The organism is Agromyces sp. NPDC058064, from assembly GCF_042885275.1.
Lineage (GTDB): Bacteria > Actinomycetota > Actinomycetes > Actinomycetales > Microbacteriaceae > Agromyces.
On the sequence record NZ_JBHVSE010000002.1, the window covers coordinates 226,031 to 245,187 of the forward strand.

18 protein-coding genes are annotated in these 19,157 nt (G+C 70.4%); 17 read left to right on the top strand and 1 reads right to left on the bottom strand.

Translation table 11 applies throughout. The annotated features are described in order from the left end of the window. Nucleotides 1-3: 3 nt before the first annotated feature. The 15 genes from ACFVSL_RS06830 to ACFVSL_RS06900 all read left to right on the top strand — a co-directional run bounded on the left by ACFVSL_RS06830 (nucleotide 4) and on the right by ACFVSL_RS06900 (nucleotide 17,233). Nucleotides 4-4,494 carry an FtsK/SpoIIIE domain-containing protein gene (locus ACFVSL_RS06830; protein WP_386939657.1) on the top strand — a complete coding sequence of 1,497 codons (4,491 nt, stop codon included), beginning with the start codon at nucleotides 4-6 and terminating at the stop codon, nucleotides 4,492-4,494. Continuing rightward, entirely contained in the window at nucleotides 4,491-5,456 is a 966-nt protein-coding gene (locus ACFVSL_RS06835; RefSeq protein WP_386939659.1) for a hypothetical protein, read from the top strand. Before ACFVSL_RS06830 ends, ACFVSL_RS06835 begins: the two co-directional genes overlap by 4 nt. Nucleotides 5,457-5,609: 153 nt before the next feature. Beyond that, nucleotides 5,610-5,897, top strand: a complete 288-nt coding sequence (locus tag ACFVSL_RS06840; protein ID WP_157423389.1) for a WXG100 family type VII secretion target — start codon at nucleotides 5,610-5,612, stop codon at nucleotides 5,895-5,897. 94 nt (nucleotides 5,898-5,991) lie between these two features. Next, nucleotides 5,992-6,267, top strand: coding sequence for a hypothetical protein (locus ACFVSL_RS06845; RefSeq protein WP_386939661.1), 276 nt, complete (start codon nucleotides 5,992-5,994; stop codon nucleotides 6,265-6,267). Then, complete coding sequence (locus ACFVSL_RS06850) at nucleotides 6,267-8,093, top strand: hypothetical protein (RefSeq protein ID WP_386939662.1); 1,827 nt, start codon at nucleotides 6,267-6,269, stop codon at nucleotides 8,091-8,093. The genes ACFVSL_RS06845 and ACFVSL_RS06850 overlap by 1 nt, the downstream gene beginning before the upstream one ends. Next, complete coding sequence (locus tag ACFVSL_RS06855) at nucleotides 8,094-8,555, top strand: hypothetical protein (RefSeq protein ID WP_386939664.1); 462 nt, start codon at nucleotides 8,094-8,096, stop codon at nucleotides 8,553-8,555. It begins immediately after the preceding gene. Continuing rightward, nucleotides 8,552-9,220 carry a hypothetical protein gene (locus tag ACFVSL_RS06860; protein WP_386939665.1) on the top strand — a complete coding sequence of 223 codons (669 nt, stop codon included), beginning with the start codon at nucleotides 8,552-8,554 and terminating at the stop codon, nucleotides 9,218-9,220. Before ACFVSL_RS06855 ends, ACFVSL_RS06860 begins: the two co-directional genes overlap by 4 nt. A gap of 34 nt (nucleotides 9,221-9,254) precedes the next feature. Next, nucleotides 9,255-9,806 carry a hypothetical protein gene (locus ACFVSL_RS06865; protein ID WP_386939667.1) on the top strand — a complete coding sequence of 184 codons (552 nt, stop codon included), beginning with the start codon at nucleotides 9,255-9,257 and terminating at the stop codon, nucleotides 9,804-9,806. Nucleotides 9,807-9,840: 34 nt separating this feature from the next. Continuing rightward, nucleotides 9,841-10,344: a DUF6121 family protein gene (locus ACFVSL_RS06870; RefSeq protein WP_386939668.1), complete on the top strand. Its 504-nt coding sequence runs from the start codon at nucleotides 9,841-9,843 to the stop codon at nucleotides 10,342-10,344. A gap of 93 nt (nucleotides 10,345-10,437) precedes the next feature. Beyond that, nucleotides 10,438-11,085 carry a spermidine/putrescine ABC transporter substrate-binding protein gene (locus tag ACFVSL_RS06875; protein ID WP_157423390.1) on the top strand — a complete coding sequence of 216 codons (648 nt, stop codon included), beginning with the start codon at nucleotides 10,438-10,440 and terminating at the stop codon, nucleotides 11,083-11,085. A 234-nt stretch (nucleotides 11,086-11,319) separates the two neighbouring features. Then, the gene (rpsL, locus tag ACFVSL_RS06880) at nucleotides 11,320-11,694 is read left to right on the top strand and encodes a 30S ribosomal protein S12 (protein ID WP_022889720.1); all 375 of its coding nucleotides are present in this window, start codon (nucleotides 11,320-11,322) and stop codon (nucleotides 11,692-11,694) included. Next, nucleotides 11,694-12,164, top strand: a complete 471-nt coding sequence (rpsG, locus tag ACFVSL_RS06885; RefSeq protein ID WP_022889721.1) for a 30S ribosomal protein S7 — start codon at nucleotides 11,694-11,696, stop codon at nucleotides 12,162-12,164. Before rpsL ends, rpsG begins: the two co-directional genes overlap by 1 nt. A gap of 84 nt (nucleotides 12,165-12,248) precedes the next feature. After that, the gene (fusA, locus tag ACFVSL_RS06890; RefSeq protein WP_386939670.1) at nucleotides 12,249-14,363 is read left to right on the top strand and encodes an elongation factor G; all 2,115 of its coding nucleotides are present in this window, start codon (nucleotides 12,249-12,251) and stop codon (nucleotides 14,361-14,363) included. A 112-nt stretch (nucleotides 14,364-14,475) separates the two neighbouring features. Then, nucleotides 14,476-15,669 carry an elongation factor Tu gene (gene tuf, locus ACFVSL_RS06895; protein WP_376944293.1) on the top strand — a complete coding sequence of 398 codons (1,194 nt, stop codon included), beginning with the start codon at nucleotides 14,476-14,478 and terminating at the stop codon, nucleotides 15,667-15,669. Between the two features lie 349 nt (nucleotides 15,670-16,018). Then, nucleotides 16,019-17,233 carry an acyltransferase family protein gene (locus tag ACFVSL_RS06900; RefSeq protein ID WP_386939672.1) on the top strand — a complete coding sequence of 405 codons (1,215 nt, stop codon included), beginning with the start codon at nucleotides 16,019-16,021 and terminating at the stop codon, nucleotides 17,231-17,233. A gap of 6 nt (nucleotides 17,234-17,239) precedes the next feature. Here ACFVSL_RS06900 and ACFVSL_RS06905 read toward each other — a convergent pair whose 3' ends face one another. Continuing rightward, entirely contained in the window at nucleotides 17,240-17,695 is a 456-nt protein-coding gene (locus ACFVSL_RS06905) for an OsmC family protein (protein WP_386939674.1), read from the bottom strand. 485 nt (nucleotides 17,696-18,180) lie between these two features. Between ACFVSL_RS06905 and rpsJ the strand changes: the two genes are divergently transcribed. Together rpsJ and rplC are read left to right on the top strand one after the other, a co-directional pair. Beyond that, nucleotides 18,181-18,489: a 30S ribosomal protein S10 gene (gene rpsJ, locus ACFVSL_RS06910; RefSeq protein ID WP_017201594.1), complete on the top strand. Its 309-nt coding sequence runs from the start codon at nucleotides 18,181-18,183 to the stop codon at nucleotides 18,487-18,489. An 8-nt stretch (nucleotides 18,490-18,497) separates the two neighbouring features. Beyond that, nucleotides 18,498-19,154 (top strand): 50S ribosomal protein L3, encoded by a 657-nt coding sequence (rplC, locus tag ACFVSL_RS06915; RefSeq protein ID WP_386939676.1) that lies wholly within the window; start codon nucleotides 18,498-18,500, stop codon nucleotides 19,152-19,154. The last annotated feature ends 3 nt before the right edge of the window (nucleotides 19,155-19,157 follow it).

A 19,157-nucleotide genomic window follows, 5' to 3' on the forward strand; every position in this document is an offset into this window, starting at 1 on the left:
GGCATGAAGCTCAAACTCGGACTCCGCCGTCAGCAGGGAGCCCCGGTCGACCTCGTCATCACGGCGGACGCGACGGCGACCGTCGGCGACGTCGCCAGGGCGATCGCCACGAACGATCCGAGCACCGCGGTGCTCGGCAGCATCTCGGGGGTGACCCTCGCGGTCGCGCCCCCGACCTCGAGCGAGCCGGTCGTGCTCGATCCGCAGGTGCTCATCGGCGACGCCCCGATCGGATCGGGCTTCAACGCCGCGGTCGTGGCGCACGCGCCCCGGCCGAACGGCGCCACCGCCGAGGCGGTCGCCGTGATGCGAGTGCACTCCGGCGCCGACGCCGGCCGCGAGTTCGGGTTGCCCCGCGGGGCGAGCATCATCGGGCGCGGCGCCGACGCCGACCTCGTGCTCGCCGACTCCCTCGTCTCCAAGCGGCACGCCCGCATCGAGGTCGACCACTCGATCGAGCTCGTCGACCTCAACTCGGCGAACGGGCTCCTCGTCGACGGCGGACTCGTGCAGCGCGTCCGCGTCATCCCGGGGCAGGTCATCACGATCGGCGCCACCGAGGTCTCCTTCGACCTCGCCGCGAGCGCCGCCGGCGCGCCCGACGCGTCCGTGCTCGAGCGCGGCGGCGCGCTCATGTTCAACCGTTCCCCGCGGGTCGAGGTGCGCTACCCGGGCACCGAGCACCGCCACCCGGTGATCCCGTCCGAGGCCGAGCCGCGGATGTTCCCGTGGCCGATGATCATGGCGCCCGTGCTGCTCGGCCTCGCGATGTTCGCGATGACCCAGCGGCCGACGTCGCTGCTCATCGTGGTCATGGCCCCGCTCATGATGCTCGGCAACTTCGTGGGGCAGCGCACCCAGCAGGGCAAGAAGCTGCGCCTCGAGATCGAGACGTTCGAGACGCAGATCGAAGACCTCGAGGAGTCGCTCCGCACCGAGACGATCGTCGAGCGCGAGCGCCGGCACGACGAGGCTCCCGCGGTCGCGCACGTGTACGAGCAGGCGATGCGGCTCGGTCCGCTCCTCTGGACCCGCCGGCCCGAGCACTGGAACTTCCTCGGACTGCGGCTCGGCGTGGGCCGCGCGCGCAGCCGCAACACGATCGCCGAGTCGAACGACCAGCGCGGCATCGCCCGCTACGCGAAGCAGGTCGACGTGCTCCGCAACCGCCACGCGCGCATCGACGACGTGCCGCTCATCGAGCTGCTGCCCGCCTCCGGGGCGATCGGCATCGCCGGCCCGCGACACCTCGCGGCCGACGTGCTCCGCGGGCTCGGCGTGCAGCTGTTCGGCCTGCACGCGCCGAACGAGCTCATCACCACCGCGATCGTCGACCCCGCATGGGCGAAGGAGCTCGAGTGGATGAAGTGGCTGCCGCACACCACGAGCCCCCGCTCGCCGTTCGCCGAGATGGCGCTCGCCGACAGCCAGTCGGCCGGTACGGCGCTTCTCAACGGGCTCGAGGAGTCGATCATGTCGCGGCTCTCGGGCTCGCCGGGCCGGCGAGGGCCGCTGCGGCTGCCCGAGACGAGCATGGAGCGCGGCGCAAAGGTGGGCGAGGAGATCGGCTCGAACCGCGAGGCCGCCTCCGACCTCGCCCTCGTGCTCGTCGCCTCGAACGACGCGCCGGTCGACCGCCCTCGCCTCACGCAGCTGATCGAGCGCGGCGCCGACGTCGGCGTGTACACGATCTTCCTCGCCCCGACGGTCGAGTCGCTGCCGGCCGCGTGCCGCACCTACATCGACGCCTCGGAGGGGCTCGACCGCGCCAAGGTCGGCTACGTCCGCGCCGGCGAGCAGTACGAGCAGGTCGCGATCGAGGGCGTCTCGAACCAGTACGCGGAGGTCTTCGCGAAGCGGCTGGCTCCCGTCGCCGACTCCAGCTCGGTCACCGCCGACTCGTCGGACCTGCCCCGGAGCGTGTCCTTCCTGAAGCTCATCGGCACCGAGATGGCCGCGCAGCCGCCCTCGGTGGCCGAGCGCTGGCGCCAGAACAACTCGATCCTCGACCGGTCGCGTGGCCACCGCCCCCGGCTGAAGCGCGCCGGCACCCTGAAGGCCTACATCGGCCAGGGCAGTCCCGACGCGATGTCGCTCGACCTGCGCACGCAGGGCCCGCACGCCCTCGTCGGCGGCACCACCGGTTCGGGCAAGTCCGAGTTCCTGCAGGCATGGGTGCTCGGCATGGCCGCCGAGTACAGCCCCGACCGAGTGACCTTCCTCTTCGTCGACTACAAGGGCGGTTCGGCCTTCGCCGACTGCGTCGAGCTGCCGCACTGCGTCGGGCTCGTGACCGACCTCAGCCCGCACCTCGTGCGGCGCGCGCTCACGAGCCTCCGCGCGGAGCTGCACCATCGCGAGCACCTCTTCAACCGCAAGAAGGCGAAGGACCTGCTCGAGCTCGAGAAGCGCCAGGACCCGGAGACGCCGCCGGCGCTCGTGCTCGTGATCGACGAGTTCGCGGCGCTCGCGGGCGAGGTCCCCGAGTTCGTCGACGGCGTCGTCGACATCGCCCAGCGCGGTCGCTCGCTCGGCATCCACCTCATCATGGCGACCCAGCGTCCGGCCGGCGTCATCAAGGACAACCTGCGGGCGAACACCAACCTCCGCGTCGCGCTGCGCATGGCCGACGAGTCCGACTCGAACGACGTCGTCGGCGATCCCGTCGCGGGCACCTTCGACCCGTCGATCCCCGGTCGCGGCATCGCGAAGACGGGGCCGGGCCGGCTCGTGCCCTTCCAGTCGGGCTACGCCGGCGGGTGGACGACGGACACGCCAGAACAGGCGCAGGTGAAGGTGGCCGAGCTGCGCTTCGGCTCGATCACCCTCTGGGAGTCCGACAACGAGCAGGAGTCGGACTCGCACGACGAGGACCTCGGCCCGAACGACCAGAAGCGGCTCGTCGCGTCGCTCGTGTCGGCGGCCGCCGACAGCCGCATCCCCGCGCCGCGGCGCCCGTGGCTCGACGAGCTCGCGTCGACCGTCGACCTCGCCGAGCTCTCGCTCGACGGCGATGCGCGCATCCCGCTCGGGCGCGCCGACATCCCCGAGCGGCAGCTGCAGGAGGCCGTCTACTTCGAGCCCGACACCGACGGGCACCTGCTCGTCTACGGAACGAGCGGCGCGGGCAAGACGACCGTGCTGCGCACGATCGCGGTCGCGGCGGGCGCCCGGCCCGAACTCGGTCGCGTCCACGTCTACGGCCTCGACTTCGGCACCGGCTCGCTCCGATCGCTCGAGTCGCTTCCGCAGGTCGGTTCGATCGTGCCCGGCGACGACGCGGAGCGCGTGCAGCGACTGCTGAAGACCCTGCGCGGCATGCTCGACGACCGTGCGAAGCGGTTCTCCGCGGTCAACGCCGCGAGCCTCACGGAGTATCGGGCGATCACCGGTCGTGACGAGCCTCGGATCCTCGTGCTCATCGACGGCTTCGGCACCTTCAAGCAGGAGTGGGAGGGCACGTCGGCCCGCGCGCCGTTCTACAACGTGTTCATGCGCATGCTCGGCGAGGGCCGCCCGCTCGGCGTCCACGCCGTCGCGACGGCCGACCGCTACGGCGCCGTGCCCACGGCGGTGAGCGCCAACGTCAACCGCCGGGTGGTGCTCCGGCTCGCGGACGAGAGCTCGTACGCGATCCTCGGCGCCCCGAAGGACGTGCTCAACGAGCGCAGCGCGCCCGGCCGCGCGATCGTCGACGGGCTCGAGACGCAGATCGCCGTGCTCGGCGGCACCACGAACGTCGCCGAGCAGACCCAGGCGATGGAGGCCTTCGCCGCCGCGCTGCGCGAGCGCGGGGCATCCGAGGCGCCCGAGATCGGCTCGCTGCCGACCGAGCTCCGCACCGACGAGCTGCCCGACTCGATCGACGGTGCGCCGGTCATCGGCGTCGCCGACGACGTGCTCGGCCCCAAGGGCTTCGAGCCCATCGGCACGTTCGTGGTCGCGGGGCCGCCGCAGAGCGGCAAGACCAACGCCCTGCGGGCGCTCATCGGGGCGGTCGCCCGATTCGACCCCGAGACCGAGTTCTTCCACTTCGGCGGGCGCCGCGCCGCACTGCGCGACGCACGGCCCTGGCGACGCACGGCGTCGTCCATCGAGGACGCCCGCGCGCTCGCGAAGGAGCTCAAGGAGCTCGTCGCCGACGAGTCGATCACGAAGCGGATCATGATCGTCGTCGAGAACGTCACCGAGTTCGGCGACACCGACGCCGAACGCCCGATGAAGGAGCTCTTCCAGGCGGTCAACCGCAGCGAGCACTTCCTCATCGGCGACGGGGATGTCTCGCAGCTCTCGAGCGGCTACGGACTCGTCGGCGAGCTCAAGGCTGGCCGTCGCGGCATCGCCCTGCGACCCGAGACCTACGACGGCGACTCGCTCTTCAAGGTGCCGTTCCCGAAGGTCGCGCGACACGAGTTCCCGGCCGGCCGCGGCATCTTCGTCGAGAACGGCCGCTTCGTGACGGTGCAGCTGCCGCTGGTCGAGGTCGCACGGTGAGCCGCGGCAGCGGCGAGGCCGGCGACGTCGGCGCGGCGACGACCGTGCCGTGGATCTCCGTCGTCGAGCGCGTCCCTGCGGCCGCGCGCGCCGTCGAGGAGCTCGGCGACCGAGGCGACGCCCGTCGCCGGGCCGTGCGCGGGTACGCCGAGGGCGACGGCGTCGACGACGGCCTCGGAATCGTCCCCATCGTGCTGGCGCTCCAGCGCGAGGCCGCCGCGCCCGCGCTCCGCCCGGCGCTCGAGGCGCTCGCCGAACGCGACGCGGAGGCGCGCATCGAGGCGATCCGCCGTTCGGACGAGCAGTTCGTCGCCGGTGTCGCGGCCTCGGGGTCGGGCGGCACCGCGGCCCGATCGATGTGGCCCATCGCCCTCGCGACGATCGCGGCGATCGCCGGGCCGGTGCTCGCCTTCCCCGCGAAGAACGGCGGCTTCCTGCTCGACGCCGAGTCGGCGGCGATGTGGGGCGGCGCGGTCTCGCTCGCCGCGGCGGCCTGGATGGCGTTCGCCGAGCCGCGACGGCGCGACGTGCTCGCGCTGCACTACCCGCCGAAGTTCCTCGTCTTCCTCGCGGTGATCGCCGGTCTCGGCCTCGGCATGCTGTGGTGGCAGGTCGCGCGCGACGGCTGGTGGGTGACCTGGCCCGTCGTCGTGGGCTCGCTCATGTTCCTGGGCGCGATCGTGCTCGAGCTCCGGGCGTTCGCGGAGTTCCGCGCCTGGCATCGTCGCCACGCCCCCGAGGCCACGGCGTTCGCCGAGCAGGCCCTCGCCGACGCCGACGCCGAGTTCGCGCGGCTCGACGCGGAGTCGCTCGCCGCGCTCGGAGCCGTCCTCGCCGCCGAACGGGCCGATGACGCGCTGCTCCGGCGCGGCGCCGTCGTGGACGGGCTGGGCGTGCTCTACCTGCGGGGGCTCATCGACGCCGAGCTCGCGGAGGAGTGCCTGGCGCGCGGGCTGCGCTGAGCCGCGGCCGGGTCTGCCTGGCGCGTGGCTCGGCTGGGCGCGGTGGTGGCGCGGATGGGGAGTGCTGCCCATTCTCGTGGTTCGCGGGGTGCGGTTAGTCTCATGGAGGTCGCCCGTCCGGGTGGCGGAGAATTCTGATGGATGGGGTTGATGATGGCTGATTTCAAGGCGTCGTACGGTGAGATGGAGTCGATGGCCGGTCGTCTCGACTCGGGCCGTGAGGAGATCGGCGACGTGCTGCGTCGTCTGAAGGACGATGTGGACCGTCTCCTGGGTGACGACTTCAAGACGCAGCACGCGTCGGGCAAGTTCGGCGAGGGCTACACCGAGCTGACGACCGGTCTGGAGAAGGCGATCGAGGGCATCTCCGACATGGGCGAGTCGCTGCGCAAGATGATGCAGGCGATCAAGGACACCGACCAGGCGCTCGCCGGCAACTAGTCCTCGGCATCTCGGCGGGCGCGGCCACGGCCGCGCCCGCCGAGGACCGTCCGGCCCCGGCCGGACTCCGCGCCCGCATCGACAGGAGCCGCAGATGGGCATGATCAGACTCGACCTCGCCGTGATCGGCGAGGGGGCGCGCAACGCGAGCTCGCTCGCGAAGGCGTTCGACGGCACCGACGGCGTCGCCGGAGCGGCCGCCGACGCGTGCGGCCACGGCGACCTCGCCGGCACGATCCGCGATTTCGAGTCGACCTGGTCGCACCGGCGAGACGAGTTCGCCGAGCAGCTCGACACGGTCGCCTCGGCCCTCGGAGCGGTGCACGAGGCATTCACGACGCTCGACCGCGACCTGGCATCGGAGGGGTGATGCAACCGATCCACGGAGAGCCCGCGATCGTCCGTCGCAGCGGCGCACGGCTCGTCGACACCGCCGACGCGATCCGCAACGCGGTCGCCGAGCTCGAGGCGATCGCGAGCCCCGACGACATGCGCAGCCTCGCCCTCGACCGCATCCGGCGCGAGGCCGGCGCCCTCGCCGGCGAGATCAAGCGGGCCGAGTCCCGCTACTCCGAGACGGGTCGTGCACTGCTCGACTTCGCCGCGGTCCACGAGCGCGCGCAGGCCGACGCCGCGGCGGCCATCGACGACGCCGAGGAGGCCGAGGCCGCGGCCGATCGGGCCGCGGTCGCGCGCCGCACTGCGCTCCTCGAGCTGCAGGCCCTCCCGTCCGCCTCCGACGCCGACGAACGCCGGGCCGCGGAGCGCAAGCTCGGCCGCGCCGGCGCCGCCGCCGACGAGCACGGCGCCGACGCGGCGGCCGCGCAGCGCCGGCACGCCCAGGCCGTCGAGGAGTTCGAGCGTGCGGCCCGCCGCGCGATGGAGCGGATCGAGAACGTCGTCGAGGGCAGCGACCTCAACGACTCGCTGTGGGACCGCTTCACCGGCGCGCTCGACGATCTCTTCGACTTCGTGCGCGATGCGGTCAAGGCCGTGTTCGAGGCGATCACCGCGGTCGTCAAGGCCATCGTCGAGCTCATCACCGCGGTGCTCATCGTCATCGCCGCGCTCGTCCTCCTGGGGGTGCTCGCGCTGCTCGCGCTGGCGGTCCTCGCGCTCGCGGTCATCGCGCTCGTCGCGGCGATCGCCCTGATCGCCTTCGCCGTCGTCGTCCTCCTCGCGATCGGGCTCGCGCTCGTGACGGTGGTGCTGCTGCTGGTCGCGCTCGTGACCGCGGCGGTGATCGGGCTCCTCCTGACCGTGGTGATGTTCACCGCGGTGAACCTGATGACCGGCATGGACCCGATGGAGGCGCTCACCCAGGCGCTCATCGTGGCGCTGTTCACGCTCGCGCCGGCGCTCTGGCTCGTCGTGAAGCTCGCCTCCGGCGCCGAGGCAGGCGACCCCGTCTTCGTGGATCGCACGAGGGGGTGGAAGCCCGAGCAGAACCAGGGCCTGGCCGACATGTTCGAGGACCTCCAGGACATCGACGAGGCGGGACACCTCGACCCGAACGACCCGAACACCAATCACGAGTCGGTCGTGCGCATCATCCCGTGCGTCGCGGCCGACGGCACCATCGTCTACCGCGTGCACATCCCGAGCACGCAGCAGTGGACGCCGGGCGGGGAGAGCGGCAACGACGTCACGAGCGACATCGTCGCGAAGATGGACCAGGCGCAGCAGACGCAGCTCGAGAAGATGGTGATCGCGGCGATGAAGGAGCACGGCATCCCCCCGGGGTCGCACGTGATGCTCGCCGGCTGGAGCCTCGGCGGCATCACGGCCGGCAACCTCGCCTCCGACCCCGACTTCACCTCGACGTACAAGGTCGATGCCATCGCCGTCGCGGGCTCGTCGGTCGACGACCTCCCGATTCCGCCGAGCGTCAGGGTGCTCGACGTCTCGCACACGACCGACCCCGTGCCGCGCACCGAGAACCCGTGGGCGCCCGACTACTCGAACCAGTCGAACCGCTACAAGATCGACGTCCCGCCCCCCGGCGGCGCCGATGCGCTCGGCCACGACTCGGAGAAGTACAAGACGACCATGCAGGACCAGGTCGACAAGGGCGGCTCGGCGCAGGGCACCGCGTTCATGGCCGACGACCCCGATGCCGACGACGGGATCCAGATCTCCGACTACTTCAGGCAGCCGAGCAGCACGACCGACTACGCGTACACGAGGGGCGACTAGATGCGCGGCCGCAGCTCGCGCATGCTGCTCGGCGGAGCCGTCGTGCTCGCCGCGCTGACCGGGTGCACCGCGCCCACGACGGAGGGAACCGAGATGAAGATCGACGCGACGGCGATCGAGCGCGAGATCGAATCGATCGACGGGGTCGCCGCGGCGACCATCGGCACCGCGAGCACCGGCACGCCGGGCTCGTACCGCCTCAGCGCGAAGATCGAGGTCGACGAGCACGGCGACGCCGCGCTCGGCGAGGTGCTCGTCGGCGCGGTGCGCGCGGTCGATGCGGGGGCCGACGGGTTCACGACGTACGCCTTCTACGTCGCGGCGCCCGATCCCGCCGGCGGCGACGCCCCGGCCGAGCAGCGGCTGGAGGCGCGGCGGTCCGAGATCCCGATCGAGGTCGGGGCCTACCGCGGCAGCGGACTCGTGCTCACCGACGACGAGCTCGCCGAGGCCGCCGGGTGACGGCGGAGCAGCCCGCGCTGGAGTTCCGGCTTCCGGGGGAGTGGTGGGAGGTGCCGCTCGGCTCGCAGGCGGAGGCCGCCGAGTCGATCCGCGCGCTCGTCCGACGCGAGTACGGCCGGCGCGACGAGGACGCGGCGGTTCGTGCCGAGCACCGACGCAGGCTGACGGATGCCGCGGGGCGGGCGATCTCCGCCGGCGCGACGCAGCAGCACATCGCGCTGCGGTTGGCCTCGCGGGCGACGCTCGCGACGACGCTCATCGAGTACCGGCCGGCCCTCCCGCTCGGCGATCGCGCCGAACCCGCACTCGTCGCCGAGCGGCTCGTCGCAGGCCTCTTCGGCGCAACCGCGGGCGCCGACTCCGATCGCCTGTGGTCCGACTTCGCCGACGACGGGGGCGTGGCCTTCGAGAAGGGCGACTCGATCGTGCTGCGTCGTTCGCGCCGCATCGCCTCCGGCACCGGCAGCGACGAGGCGGAGGCGCTGCAGGTCGACTACTGGCTGACCGAGCCGGGTCGTGCCGCCGCCGTCCTCGTCGGATTCTCGACGATCCTCGTCGACGCGGGCCCGATGATGATCGAGCTCTTCGACGCGATCATCGCGGCGGCCGACTGGCGCTCGGCGGGGCGCACGGGCGATCTGCGGGCCGAACTCGCCTCGGGGTGACGCGATGCGGCGGCCCGCGTGCGATGCTGTCCAGATGAGACTCGAACTCGATGCCCCGAGCAGCGCCTGGGTGCGCGTGCCCACCGAGCCCTCGAGCGAGGGCGCCGAGGCCTGGCTCGAGGAGGCGATGGACGCGGTCCGCCGCCGGCACGCCGACGCGTCGGCCGAGCAGCTCGAGGCCGTCCGCCGCATGCTGGGGCAGGTGCGCGAGCAGCTCCTGCCCGGCGCCGCGGTCGGCCTCGTGTACCTGCCCGAGCCCCGGCCCTTCGGTCTCGTCGTGAGCATCGGCGTCTCCGCGCCGCAGGTGATCGAGGGCTCGCTCGTCCGCGCGCTCATCGGCGACGCCGAGCTCGTCGGGCGCCCGATCGTCGACCCGGTGCAGGTGCCCGGACTCGGTGACGGCATCTCGGTGCGCTGCCTGTTCGCGCCCGCACCCGAGCGGAAGCCGGCCGCGGGCCTCGCATACCTCCTCCAGGGCGAGCGGGCGACGGTGCGGGTCATGGCGAGCCCCGCCCCGCAGGAGCTCGTCGCGCACGCGGCGCCCTCGCTCGCGAAGATCGTCGCCTCGCTGCGCCTCGTCGACTGAGCGTCCGCCGGCCGAACCGGCGTAGCCTCGGAGCATGAGCTCCGAAACGCGTGGCACCGAGTCGCAGCGCACGCGCGACGCATGGGTCGTCGCGAGCTTCGCGGCCGCGCTCGACCTCGCGCTCGTGGTTTGCGGCTTCGGCTTCGTCAGCCTGCTGCTCGACCTCGAGGTCGTGGGGGATCCGACGGTCGGCCTCTTCGTGGGGCCGGCGGCGGTCGGAGCATCCGTCGTCGTGCTCTTCGTCGCGCTGGGCGTGCTGCTGCGCCGCCCCGAGCGGATGGCGAGCACGGTCCTCGTCGCCGCGGTCGCGAGCTGGCTCGCCTTCGTCGGCGTCGCCGCGATCGGGCACCTGCTGGGCTCGTCGTCGGCCGTGCTCGCGAGCCTGCGCTTCGCGCTCGTCTTCGGGGTCGGCTGGTTCGGGCTGCTCGTGCCGGCGTGCGCGGCGCTCACCGCCTCGCTCGCCGTCCTCGTCGCCCGCGGCAGGCGCGGCGGGATGGAGCGCCCGCGCTGGCCGTGGGAGCGCGACGAGGAGGAATAGGGGAGGCCCCGCGCCCCGCGCGGGCGGGTCGCGGCGCGCCACTCGTTCGCCCGCTGGGGACGCCGCGGCATCCGGCGCAGTATCGTGAACCCGATGGAGGGTTCGGTCGAGGCGCGCGTGAGCCACGAGGTCGACCGCTGGCTGCAATGGCTGCCGCGGTGGCGACCGGGCACCCATCGCGCCCGCGTGCGGCTGTGCCAGCGCTGCTTCGGCTCGCCCATCCTCGCCGCCGCCGGCCTCGACGTCGACATCCCGCACCCGGTGCAGCACGCCTTCTCGATGCGCATGAAAGGCGTCATCGACGTCTCCGTCGACGACTACACCGCCCGCAACCTGCCGATGCTGCACCGCGAGATCCGGCTCGCCGAAGAGCGCAAGGCGCGGCGCCCGTATCGCGCGGGGGAGGGCCTCGACCCCGAGTACCTCGGCCTCGAGGTCGACCCCGAGCCGGTCCCCGACCAGCCGTTCCTCTTCACGCTCGGCGGGCTCGAGGCGGTCACCGCCGCCGAGGCGAACGAGCCGGCGCCGCGCCCGTTCACGCTGGAGGAGAAGGAGGCGCTCCGCGAGGAGGTGCGCCTCGCCGACGAGTTCGCGAAGCAGCTCGGCCGTCGCATCTGCATCGAGCTCGCCCAGCACCGCTACCGCATCGGCAATGCGATCGAGCGACTCGTCGAGCCGCAGGTCGCCGAGATGCTCGCCGATCTCGACCGCGAACTCGACGCCCCGGGGTGGCCGGGCTGATCCCGCCGGCGCCGGCGGCTGCGCCATCGGACCCCATTTGACCGCAAGGTTACGTGGCATTACCATTGATCGGGTGTGTGCGCTCCGGCGTGCGCATTCGGGTGCCCGCGATGTTCAGCGGATCGCCCCCACGGCATACCCACCACTGAAGGCTCCGCGGCTCCGCGGTGCCGGTGGGTCGTGATGTGAAATCCATCAAACGCTGTCACCGTGCAGCACCAACAAGGAGAAGCAGTGCCAACCATTCAGCAGTTGGTCCGCAAGGGTCGCTCGCCGAAGGTCACCAAGACCAAGGCTCCCGCCCTGAAGGCCAACCCCCAGCAGCGCGGCGTGTGCACGCGTGTGTACACCACCACCCCGAAGAAGCCGAACTCCGCGCTCCGCAAGGTCGCACGTGTGAAGCTCTCCAACGGCACCGAAGTCACCGCCTACATCCCCGGTGAGGGCCACAACCTGCAGGAGCACTCGATGGTGCTCGTTCGCGGCGGTCGTGTGAAGGACCTCCCGGGTGTCCGTTACAAGATCATCCGCGGCGCCCTCGACACGCAGGCCGTGAAGAACCGCAAGCAGGCTCGCAGCCGCTACGGCGCGAAGATGGAGAAGAAGTAATGCCTCGCAAGGGACCCGCTCCGAAGCGCCCCGTCGTCGCAGACCCCGTCTACGGCTCGCCGGTCGTCAGCCAGCTCGTCAACAAGATCCTCGTCGACGGCAAGAAGGACCTCGCGCAGCGCATCGTCTACGAGGCGCTCGAGAACGTCGCCGCCAAGTCCGGCCAGGACGCGGTCGCCACCCTCAAGAAGGCGCTCGACAACGTGCGCCCCACCCTCGAGGTGCGCTCGCGCCGCGTCGGCGGCTCGACCTACCAGGTCCCCGTCGAGGTCAAGCCCCACCGCGCGAACACCCTGGCGCTCCGCTGGCTCACCAGCTACGCCAAGGCCCGTCGCGAGAAGACCATGACCGAGCGTCTCACCAACGAGATCCTCGACGCGTCGAACAGCCTGGGTGCTGCGGTCAAGCGCCGCGAAGACACCCACAAGATGGCCGAGTCGAACCGCGCCTTCGCCCACTACCGCTGGTAGTCGGGCCGAGCGGATGCCTCGGCTCGCGCCGGGGCATCCGCTCTCCCCCTCACTTCCGTTCCTGAACCTTCCGGAGGAACCCCCGTGGCACAAGACGTGCTCACCGACCTGAGCAAGGTCCGCAACATCGGCATCATGGCCCACATCGATGCCGGCAAGACCACCACCACCGAGCGCATCCTGTTCTACACGGGCGTCAACCACAAGCTCGGCGAGACGCACGACGGCGCCTCGACGACCGACTGGATGGAGCAGGAGAAGGAGCGCGGCATCACGATCACGTCTGCCGCCGTGACCTGCTTCTGGAACAAGAACCAGATCAACATCATCGACACCCCCGGCCACGTGGACTTCACGGTCGAGGTCGAGCGCTCGCTCCGCGTGCTCGACGGCGCCGTCGCCGTCTTCGACGGCAAGGAGGGCGTCGAGCCCCAGTCCGAGACGGTGTGGCGTCAGGCCGACAAGTACAACGTGCCGCGCATCTGCTTCGTCAACAAGATGGACAAGCTCGGTGCCGACTTCTACTTCACGGTCGACACGATCGTCAGCCGCCTCGGCGCCAAGCCGCTGGTGCTGCAGCTCCCGATCGGCGCCGAGAACGACTTCATCGGCGTCGTCGACCTCATCGAGATGCGCGCCCTCGTGTGGCCCGGCGACGCCAAGGGCGACGTGACCATGGGCGCCAAGTACGAGGTCCAGGAGATCCCCGCCGACCTCAAGGAGAAGGCCGAGGAGTACCGCCAGACCCTGCTCGAGACCGTCGCCGAGACCGACGACGCCCTCCTCGAGAAGTTCTTCGGCGGCGAGGAGCTCACGGTCGCCGAGATCAAGGGCGCCATCCGCAAGATGGTCGTCAACTCGGAGATCTACCCCGTGCTCTGCGGCTCGGCGTTCAAGAACCGCGGTGTGCAGCCGATGCTCGACGCGGTCATCGACTACCTGCCGTCGCCGCTCGACGTCCCCGCCATCGAGGGCCGCAACCCCCGTAACGAGGAAGAGATCATCGAGCGTCACCCCGACGCCACCGACCCGTTCGCGGCGCTCGCGTTCAAGGTCGCGGTGCACCCCTTCTTCGGCCGCCTCACCTACGTGCGCGTCTACTCGGGTCAGCTCGACTCGGGTGCCCAGGTCGTCAACTCGACCAAGGGCAAGAAGGAGCGCATCGGCAAGATCTTCCAGATGCACGCCAACAAGGAGAACCCGGTCGACTCGGTCACCGCGGGCAACATCTACGCGGTCATCGGCCTCAAGGACACGACCACGGGCGACACCCTGTGCGACCCCGACAACCAGGTCGTGCTCGAGTCGATGACCTTCCCCGAGCCCGTCATCGAGGTCGCCATCGAGCCGAAGACCAAGGCCGACCAGGAGAAGCTGGGCACCGCGATCCAGAAGCTCGCCGAGGAAGACCCCACGTTCCGCACCGAGCTCAACCAGGAGACCGGCCAGACGGTCATCAAGGGCATGGGCGAGCTGCACCTCGACATCCTCGTGGACCGCATGAAGCGCGAGTTCAAGGTCGAGGCGAACGTCGGCAAGCCCCAGGTCGCCTACCGCGAGACCATCCGTCGCGCGGTCGAGCGCCACGACTACACCCACAAGAAGCAGACGGGTGGTTCCGGCCAGTTCGCGAAGATCCAGTTCGCGCTCGAGCCGCTCGAGGTCGAGGGTGACAAGATCTACGAGTTCTCGAACGAGGTCACGGGCGGTCGCATCCCCCGCGAGTACATCCCCTCGGTCGACGCGGGCTTCCAGGATGCCATGCAGTACGGCATCCTCGCGGGCTTCCCGATGGTGGGCGTCAAGGCGCGCCTCATCGACGGTGCCGCCCACGACGTCGACTCCTCGGAGATGGCGTTCAAGATCGCCGGCTCGATGGGCTTCAAGGAAGCCGCTCGCAAGGCGAACCCCGTTCTGCTCGAACCGCTGATGAGCGTCGAGGTCCGTACTCCCGAGGAGTACATGGGCGACGTCATCGGCGACCTGAACTCGCGCCGCGGCCAGATCCAGTCCATGGAGGACGCCGCCGGTGTGAAGGTCGTGCGTGCGCACGTCCCGCTCTCGGAGATGTTCGGCTACATCGGTGACCTGCGGTCGAAGACCTCGGGCCGCGCGGTGTACTCGATGGAGTTCGAGAGCTACGCGGAGGTCCCGAAGGCTGTCGCCGACGAGATCGTCCAGAAGAACAAGGGCGAATAGCCCTGCCCGCACGAACCTTCCGGTTCGCGTAACATATCAACACAACCCCCGTAGGCCACCGGTCGCAATCCAGCGCCCGGCGGCTCTACACGAGTCCTGAGGAGGACCCACAGTGGCTAAGGCCAAGTTCGAGCGGACCAAGCCGCACGTCAACATCGGAACGATCGGTCACGTCGACCACGGCAAGACCACGCTCACCGCTGCGATCTCGAAGGTGCTTGCTGACAAGTACCCCTCGGCGACCAACGTTCAGCGCGACTTCGCGTCGATCGACTCGGCTCCCGAAGAGCGTCAGCGCGGCATCACGATCAACATCTCGCACGTCGAGTACGAGACGCCGAAGCGCCACTACGCGCACGTCGACGCCCCTGGTCACGCCGACTACATCAAGAACATGATCACCGGTGCGGCTCAGATGGACGGCGCGATCCTCGTGGTCGCAGCCACCGACGGCCCGATGGCTCAGACGCGTGAGCACGTGCTGCTCGCCAAGCAGGTCGGCGTGCCCTACCTGCTCGTCGCGCTCAACAAGAGCGACATGGTCGACGACGAGGAGATCCTGGAGCTCGTCGAGCTCGAGGTCCGCGAGCTGCTCTCGTCGCAGGGCTTCCCCGGCGACGACGCTCCGGTCGTTCGCGTCTCGGGCCTCAAGGCGCTCGAGGGCGACGAGAAGTGGGTCAACTCGGTTCTCGAGCTCATGGAGGCCGTCGACTCGTCCGTGCCCGACCCGGTGCGCGACCGCGACAAGCCGTTCCTCATGCCCGTCGAGGACGTCTTCACCATCACCGGCCGTGGCACGGTCGTCACGGGCCGCGCCGAGCGTGGCACGCTGAAGATCAACTCCGAGGTCGAGATCGTCGGCATCCGCCCGACGCAGAAGACCACCGTCACCGGCATCGAGATGTTCCACAAGCAGCTCGACGAGGCATGGGCCGGCGAGAACTGCGGTCTCCTGCTCCGCGGCACCAAGCGCGAGGACGTCGAGCGCGGCCAGGTCGTCGTGGCGCCGGGTTCGGTCACCCCCCACACCAACTTCGAGGGCACTGCCTACATCCTCTCGAAGGACGAGGGCGGCCGTCACAACCCGTTCTACGCGAACTACCGTCCGCAGTTCTACTTCCGCACCACCGACGTCACCGGCGTCATCACGCTGCCCGAGGGCACCGAGATGGTCATGCCCGGCGACACCACCGACATGGTCGTCGAGCTGATCCAGCCGATCGCCATGGAGGAGGGCCTCGGCTTCGCCATCCGCGAGGGTGGCCGCACCGTCGGCGCCGGTACCGTCACGAAGATCATCAAGTAATCTTCGCGATACGCGACCTGTGAGGGGGTCGGGCTTCGGCCCGGCCCCCTTCGTCGTTCCCCGGAGGGGGTCGGGACAGCGCCGAGTGCGTGGGCCCCGGCCCCTTCGTCGTTTCCCGGAGGGGGTCGGGACAGCGTCGAGTGCGTGGGCCCCGGCCCCTTCGTCGTTTCCCGGAGGGGGTCGGGACAGCGTCGAGTGCGTGGGCCCCGGCCCCCTTCGTCGTTTCCCGGAGGGGGTCGGGACAGCGTCGAGTGCGTGGGCCCCGGCCCCTTCGTCGTGCCCCGGCCGCATCGGTCGTTCTCGGACAACCCCTTGGGAGAACGATCGCCTCAGCCGTAGTGTTGAGCCGATGGTCGAATCACCCTCGCCATTCGCTCGATCCACGGTACTTCCCGAGATCCAGGCTCTCCGGGCCGTCGCCGTGGGGGCCGTCGTGCTCCACCACGGCTGGCCGGCCGTCGCCCCCGCGGGCTACATGGGCGTCGACGTCTTCTTCGTCGTGTCGGGATTCCTCATCACCGGCCTCCTCATGCGGGAGATCGAGCGGACGGGCCGGCTCTCGCTTCGCGACTTCTACCTCCGCAGGGCCCGCCGCATCCTGCCCGCGGCGATCGCGACGCTCGCAGCGGTCTCCGCGCTGACGCTGCTGCTCGTGCCGCAGCGCGAGTGGCGCTCCTGGTTCCGCGAGATCGTCGCGTCCACCCTCTACTACGAGAACTGGCAGCTCGCCGTCGACTCCCAGATCCCGCGCCGGGCCGATCTCGAGTCCACTCCGGTGCAGCACTTCTGGTCGCTGTCGGTCGAGGAGCAGTTCTACCTGTTCTGGCCGCTGCTCATCATCGTCGCACTGTGGATCGCGGCCAGGCGAGGCGCGGCATCCACCACCGTCGTGCTCGTGCTCCTGTCCGTCGTGACCGTCGCCTCCTTCGTCCACTCGGTGCTCCTCACCGCCCAGGACGCGAACCTCGCCTACTTCTCGACCTTCGCCCGCACCTGGGAGTTCGGGATCGGCGGCGTCCTCGCGATCGTGAGCCGCGCGCCGCTCACCGGACACGCGGGCCTGCGCTCGGTCGTCTCGTGGGCGGGCCTCGTGCTGATCGCGGTGCCGATCGTCGCGTTCCGCTCGCCCGAGGTGTTCCCGGGACTGGTCGTGCTCCTTCCGGTGATCGGCACGCTCGCGGTGATCTGGGCCGGGATGCCGGAGCGCGCATGGTCACCGGCGGTGGTCGCGCGGCTCCGGCCGGTGCAGTGGACCGGCGACGTCTCCTACTCGCTCTACCTCTGGCACTGGCCGATCTTCATGTTCACCCCGTACCTGACGGGGGTGCCGAGCCCGCCGTGGCTGATGGTGATCCTCGTCGCGATCTCGGTCCTCGTCGCAGGGCTGTCGAAGCGCTGGATCGAGGATCCGTTCCGCCACGGGCGGCGGGGGCTCAGGCTGCGGCCGGTGTTCCTGCTCAGCGGCCTCGCCGGCCTGATCGCGGTCATCGTCGGCGCCGGCGTCGTCGCACCGAGCGTGGCGGGGGAGCGGGCGGTCGCCTGCGAACGCTCCGTCGAGGACTGACCCGGGCTACGCCGGGGAACCGTCGATGGTGGTGTCGAGGTCGATGCTGCCCTCGACGCTGCGCGCCACGGTGCATCCCCGCTCGATCGCCCTCGCCATGATCTCGATGAGCTTGGTGCGGTCGGATGCCTCGAGCCCCCCGAGATCGACGAGCAGCTCCTCCTCGACGCGGGTGTAGCGGTTCGTCTCGGGGTCGCTCATCCCGTGCGCCCAGATCGTGATCGCGTAGTCGTCGCCGAGCCGCCGTGCGGCGACGCGATCGGTGCTGAGCCCCGCGCACCCGATGAGCGCGAGCTTCAGCAGCTCACCGGGCGAGAAGTGCTCGCCCTCGAGCTCGTCGCCGCCGATGCGCACGGTGGCGCCCCGTTCGTTCAGGCCCTCGTAGAGGCGGGGGCCCGTGCGCGTGACCGAGACGCTGCCCCGGCCGATCCGATCGCTGACCTGATGTGCGTGCTCGCTCATTCCGCCTCCAGATGGGTCGTGGACTCTGCATCCATCATGCGCCATCACGCGGAAGGGGGCCGGTTCCTGCGACGTCCCTGTGAGGACCGCCGGGCGCGACACGCCCGGGTTGCACGGAGGTCCCGACTGTGGCAAACTCGATGAGTTCAACATTTCGAACGCGTGCCCTCGTGCGCGCGTTCGAATCACTGTCAGGCAGTGCATAACCACTCGAAGCGAAGCTCCGGGGTCAGGTTAGGCGGCAGGCAGCAGAACACACAACCGACAACCACCTGGCATGGGCCTTCCCATGCTGCGTGCGCGCCGGTTGGGGCTCGAAGGTCGAGCGTGTCGAGGGCACCGCCCCGGGTCATCCGGGCGGGTGGCTTCGACAGGCTCGATCACCGGCCTTTGACAGAAGAACAGTGGTGCTTCACACGGAGTAGCTACGCGGCGTCCGATGCCCTCGGAAGGGGTAAGACGCCTTGACAGAGAGAGAGTCAGCAATGGCGGGACAGAAGATCCGCATTCGACTGAAGTCGTATGACCACGAGGTCATCGACACCTCGGCGCGCAAGATCGTCGACACGGTGACCCGCGCGGGCGCCACGGTCGTCGGCCCCGTGCCGCTTCCGACGGAGAAGAACGTGGTGTGCGTCATCCGCTCGCCCCACAAGTACAAGGACAGCCGCGAGCACTTCGAGATGCGCACCCACAAGCGTCTCATCGACATCGTGGACCCGACGCCCAAGGCCGTCGACTCGCTGATGCGTCTCGACCTGCCGGCCGACGTCAACATCGAGATCAAGCTCTGAGGTAACAGATGTCTTCCGCTACCAAGAACGTGAAGGGTCTGCTCGGCACCAAGCTCGGCATGACCCAGGTCTGGGATGAGAACAACAAGCTCGTCCCCGTGACCGTCATCGAGATCGCTCCGAACGTGGTCACGCAGCTCCGCACCGTCGAGAAGGACGGCTACGAGGCCGTGCAGATCGCCGCCGGCGCCATCGACCCGCGCAAGGTGAACCAGCCCGCCGCCGGCCACTTCCAGGCCGCAGGCGTGACGCCCCGTCGTCACGTGACCGAGATCCGAACCGCGGACGCCGCGTCGTACTCGCTGGGCCAGGAGCTCGCGGTCGAGGGCGCCTTCGAGGCCGGCCAGCTCGTCGACGTCGTCGGCACGAGCAAGGGCAAGGGCTTCGCCGGTGTCATGAAGCGCCACAACTTCAAGGGCGTCTCGGCCTCGCACGGTGCTCACCGCAACCACCGCAAGCCCGGTTCGATCGGTGCCTCGTCGACCCCCAGCCGTGTCTTCAAGGGCATGCGCATGGCCGGTCGCATGGGTGGCGAGCGCGTGACCGTGCTGAACCTCCGCGTGCACGCCGTCGACGCCGAGAAGGGCCTGCTGCTCGTCAAGGGCGCGGTTCCCGGTGCTCGCGGCCGTCTCGTTTTCGTCCGCAACGCAGTGAAGGGGGCGTAGTCC

What these genes read in the sequence shown, in the direction of transcription:
- ACFVSL_RS06830 (WP_386939657.1), top strand. Translation starts at nt 4, where the DNA reads ATGAAGCTCAAACTCGGACTCCGCCGTCAGCAGGGAGCCCCGGTCGAC.
- ACFVSL_RS06840 (WP_157423389.1), top strand. Translation starts at nt 5,610, where the DNA reads ATGGCTGATTTCAAGGCGTCGTACGGTGAGATGGAGTCGATGGCCGGT.
- ACFVSL_RS06845 (WP_386939661.1), top strand. Translation starts at nt 5,992, where the DNA reads ATGGGCATGATCAGACTCGACCTCGCCGTGATCGGCGAGGGGGCGCGC.
- ACFVSL_RS06850 (WP_386939662.1), top strand. Translation starts at nt 6,267, where the DNA reads ATGCAACCGATCCACGGAGAGCCCGCGATCGTCCGTCGCAGCGGCGCA.
- ACFVSL_RS06855 (WP_386939664.1), top strand. Translation starts at nt 8,094, where the DNA reads ATGCGCGGCCGCAGCTCGCGCATGCTGCTCGGCGGAGCCGTCGTGCTC.
- ACFVSL_RS06865 (WP_386939667.1), top strand. Translation starts at nt 9,255, where the DNA reads ATGAGACTCGAACTCGATGCCCCGAGCAGCGCCTGGGTGCGCGTGCCC.
- ACFVSL_RS06870 (WP_386939668.1), top strand. Translation starts at nt 9,841, where the DNA reads ATGAGCTCCGAAACGCGTGGCACCGAGTCGCAGCGCACGCGCGACGCA.
- ACFVSL_RS06875 (WP_157423390.1), top strand. Translation starts at nt 10,438, where the DNA reads ATGGAGGGTTCGGTCGAGGCGCGCGTGAGCCACGAGGTCGACCGCTGG.
- rpsG (WP_022889721.1), top strand. Translation starts at nt 11,694, where the DNA reads ATGCCTCGCAAGGGACCCGCTCCGAAGCGCCCCGTCGTCGCAGACCCC.
- ACFVSL_RS06900 (WP_386939672.1), top strand. Translation starts at nt 16,019, where the DNA reads ATGGTCGAATCACCCTCGCCATTCGCTCGATCCACGGTACTTCCCGAG.
- ACFVSL_RS06905 (WP_386939674.1), bottom strand. Translation starts at nt 17,695, where the DNA reads ATGAGCGAGCACGCACATCAGGTCAGCGATCGGATCGGCCGGGGCAGC.
- rpsJ (WP_017201594.1), top strand. Translation starts at nt 18,181, where the DNA reads ATGGCGGGACAGAAGATCCGCATTCGACTGAAGTCGTATGACCACGAG.
- rplC (WP_386939676.1), top strand. Translation starts at nt 18,498, where the DNA reads ATGTCTTCCGCTACCAAGAACGTGAAGGGTCTGCTCGGCACCAAGCTC.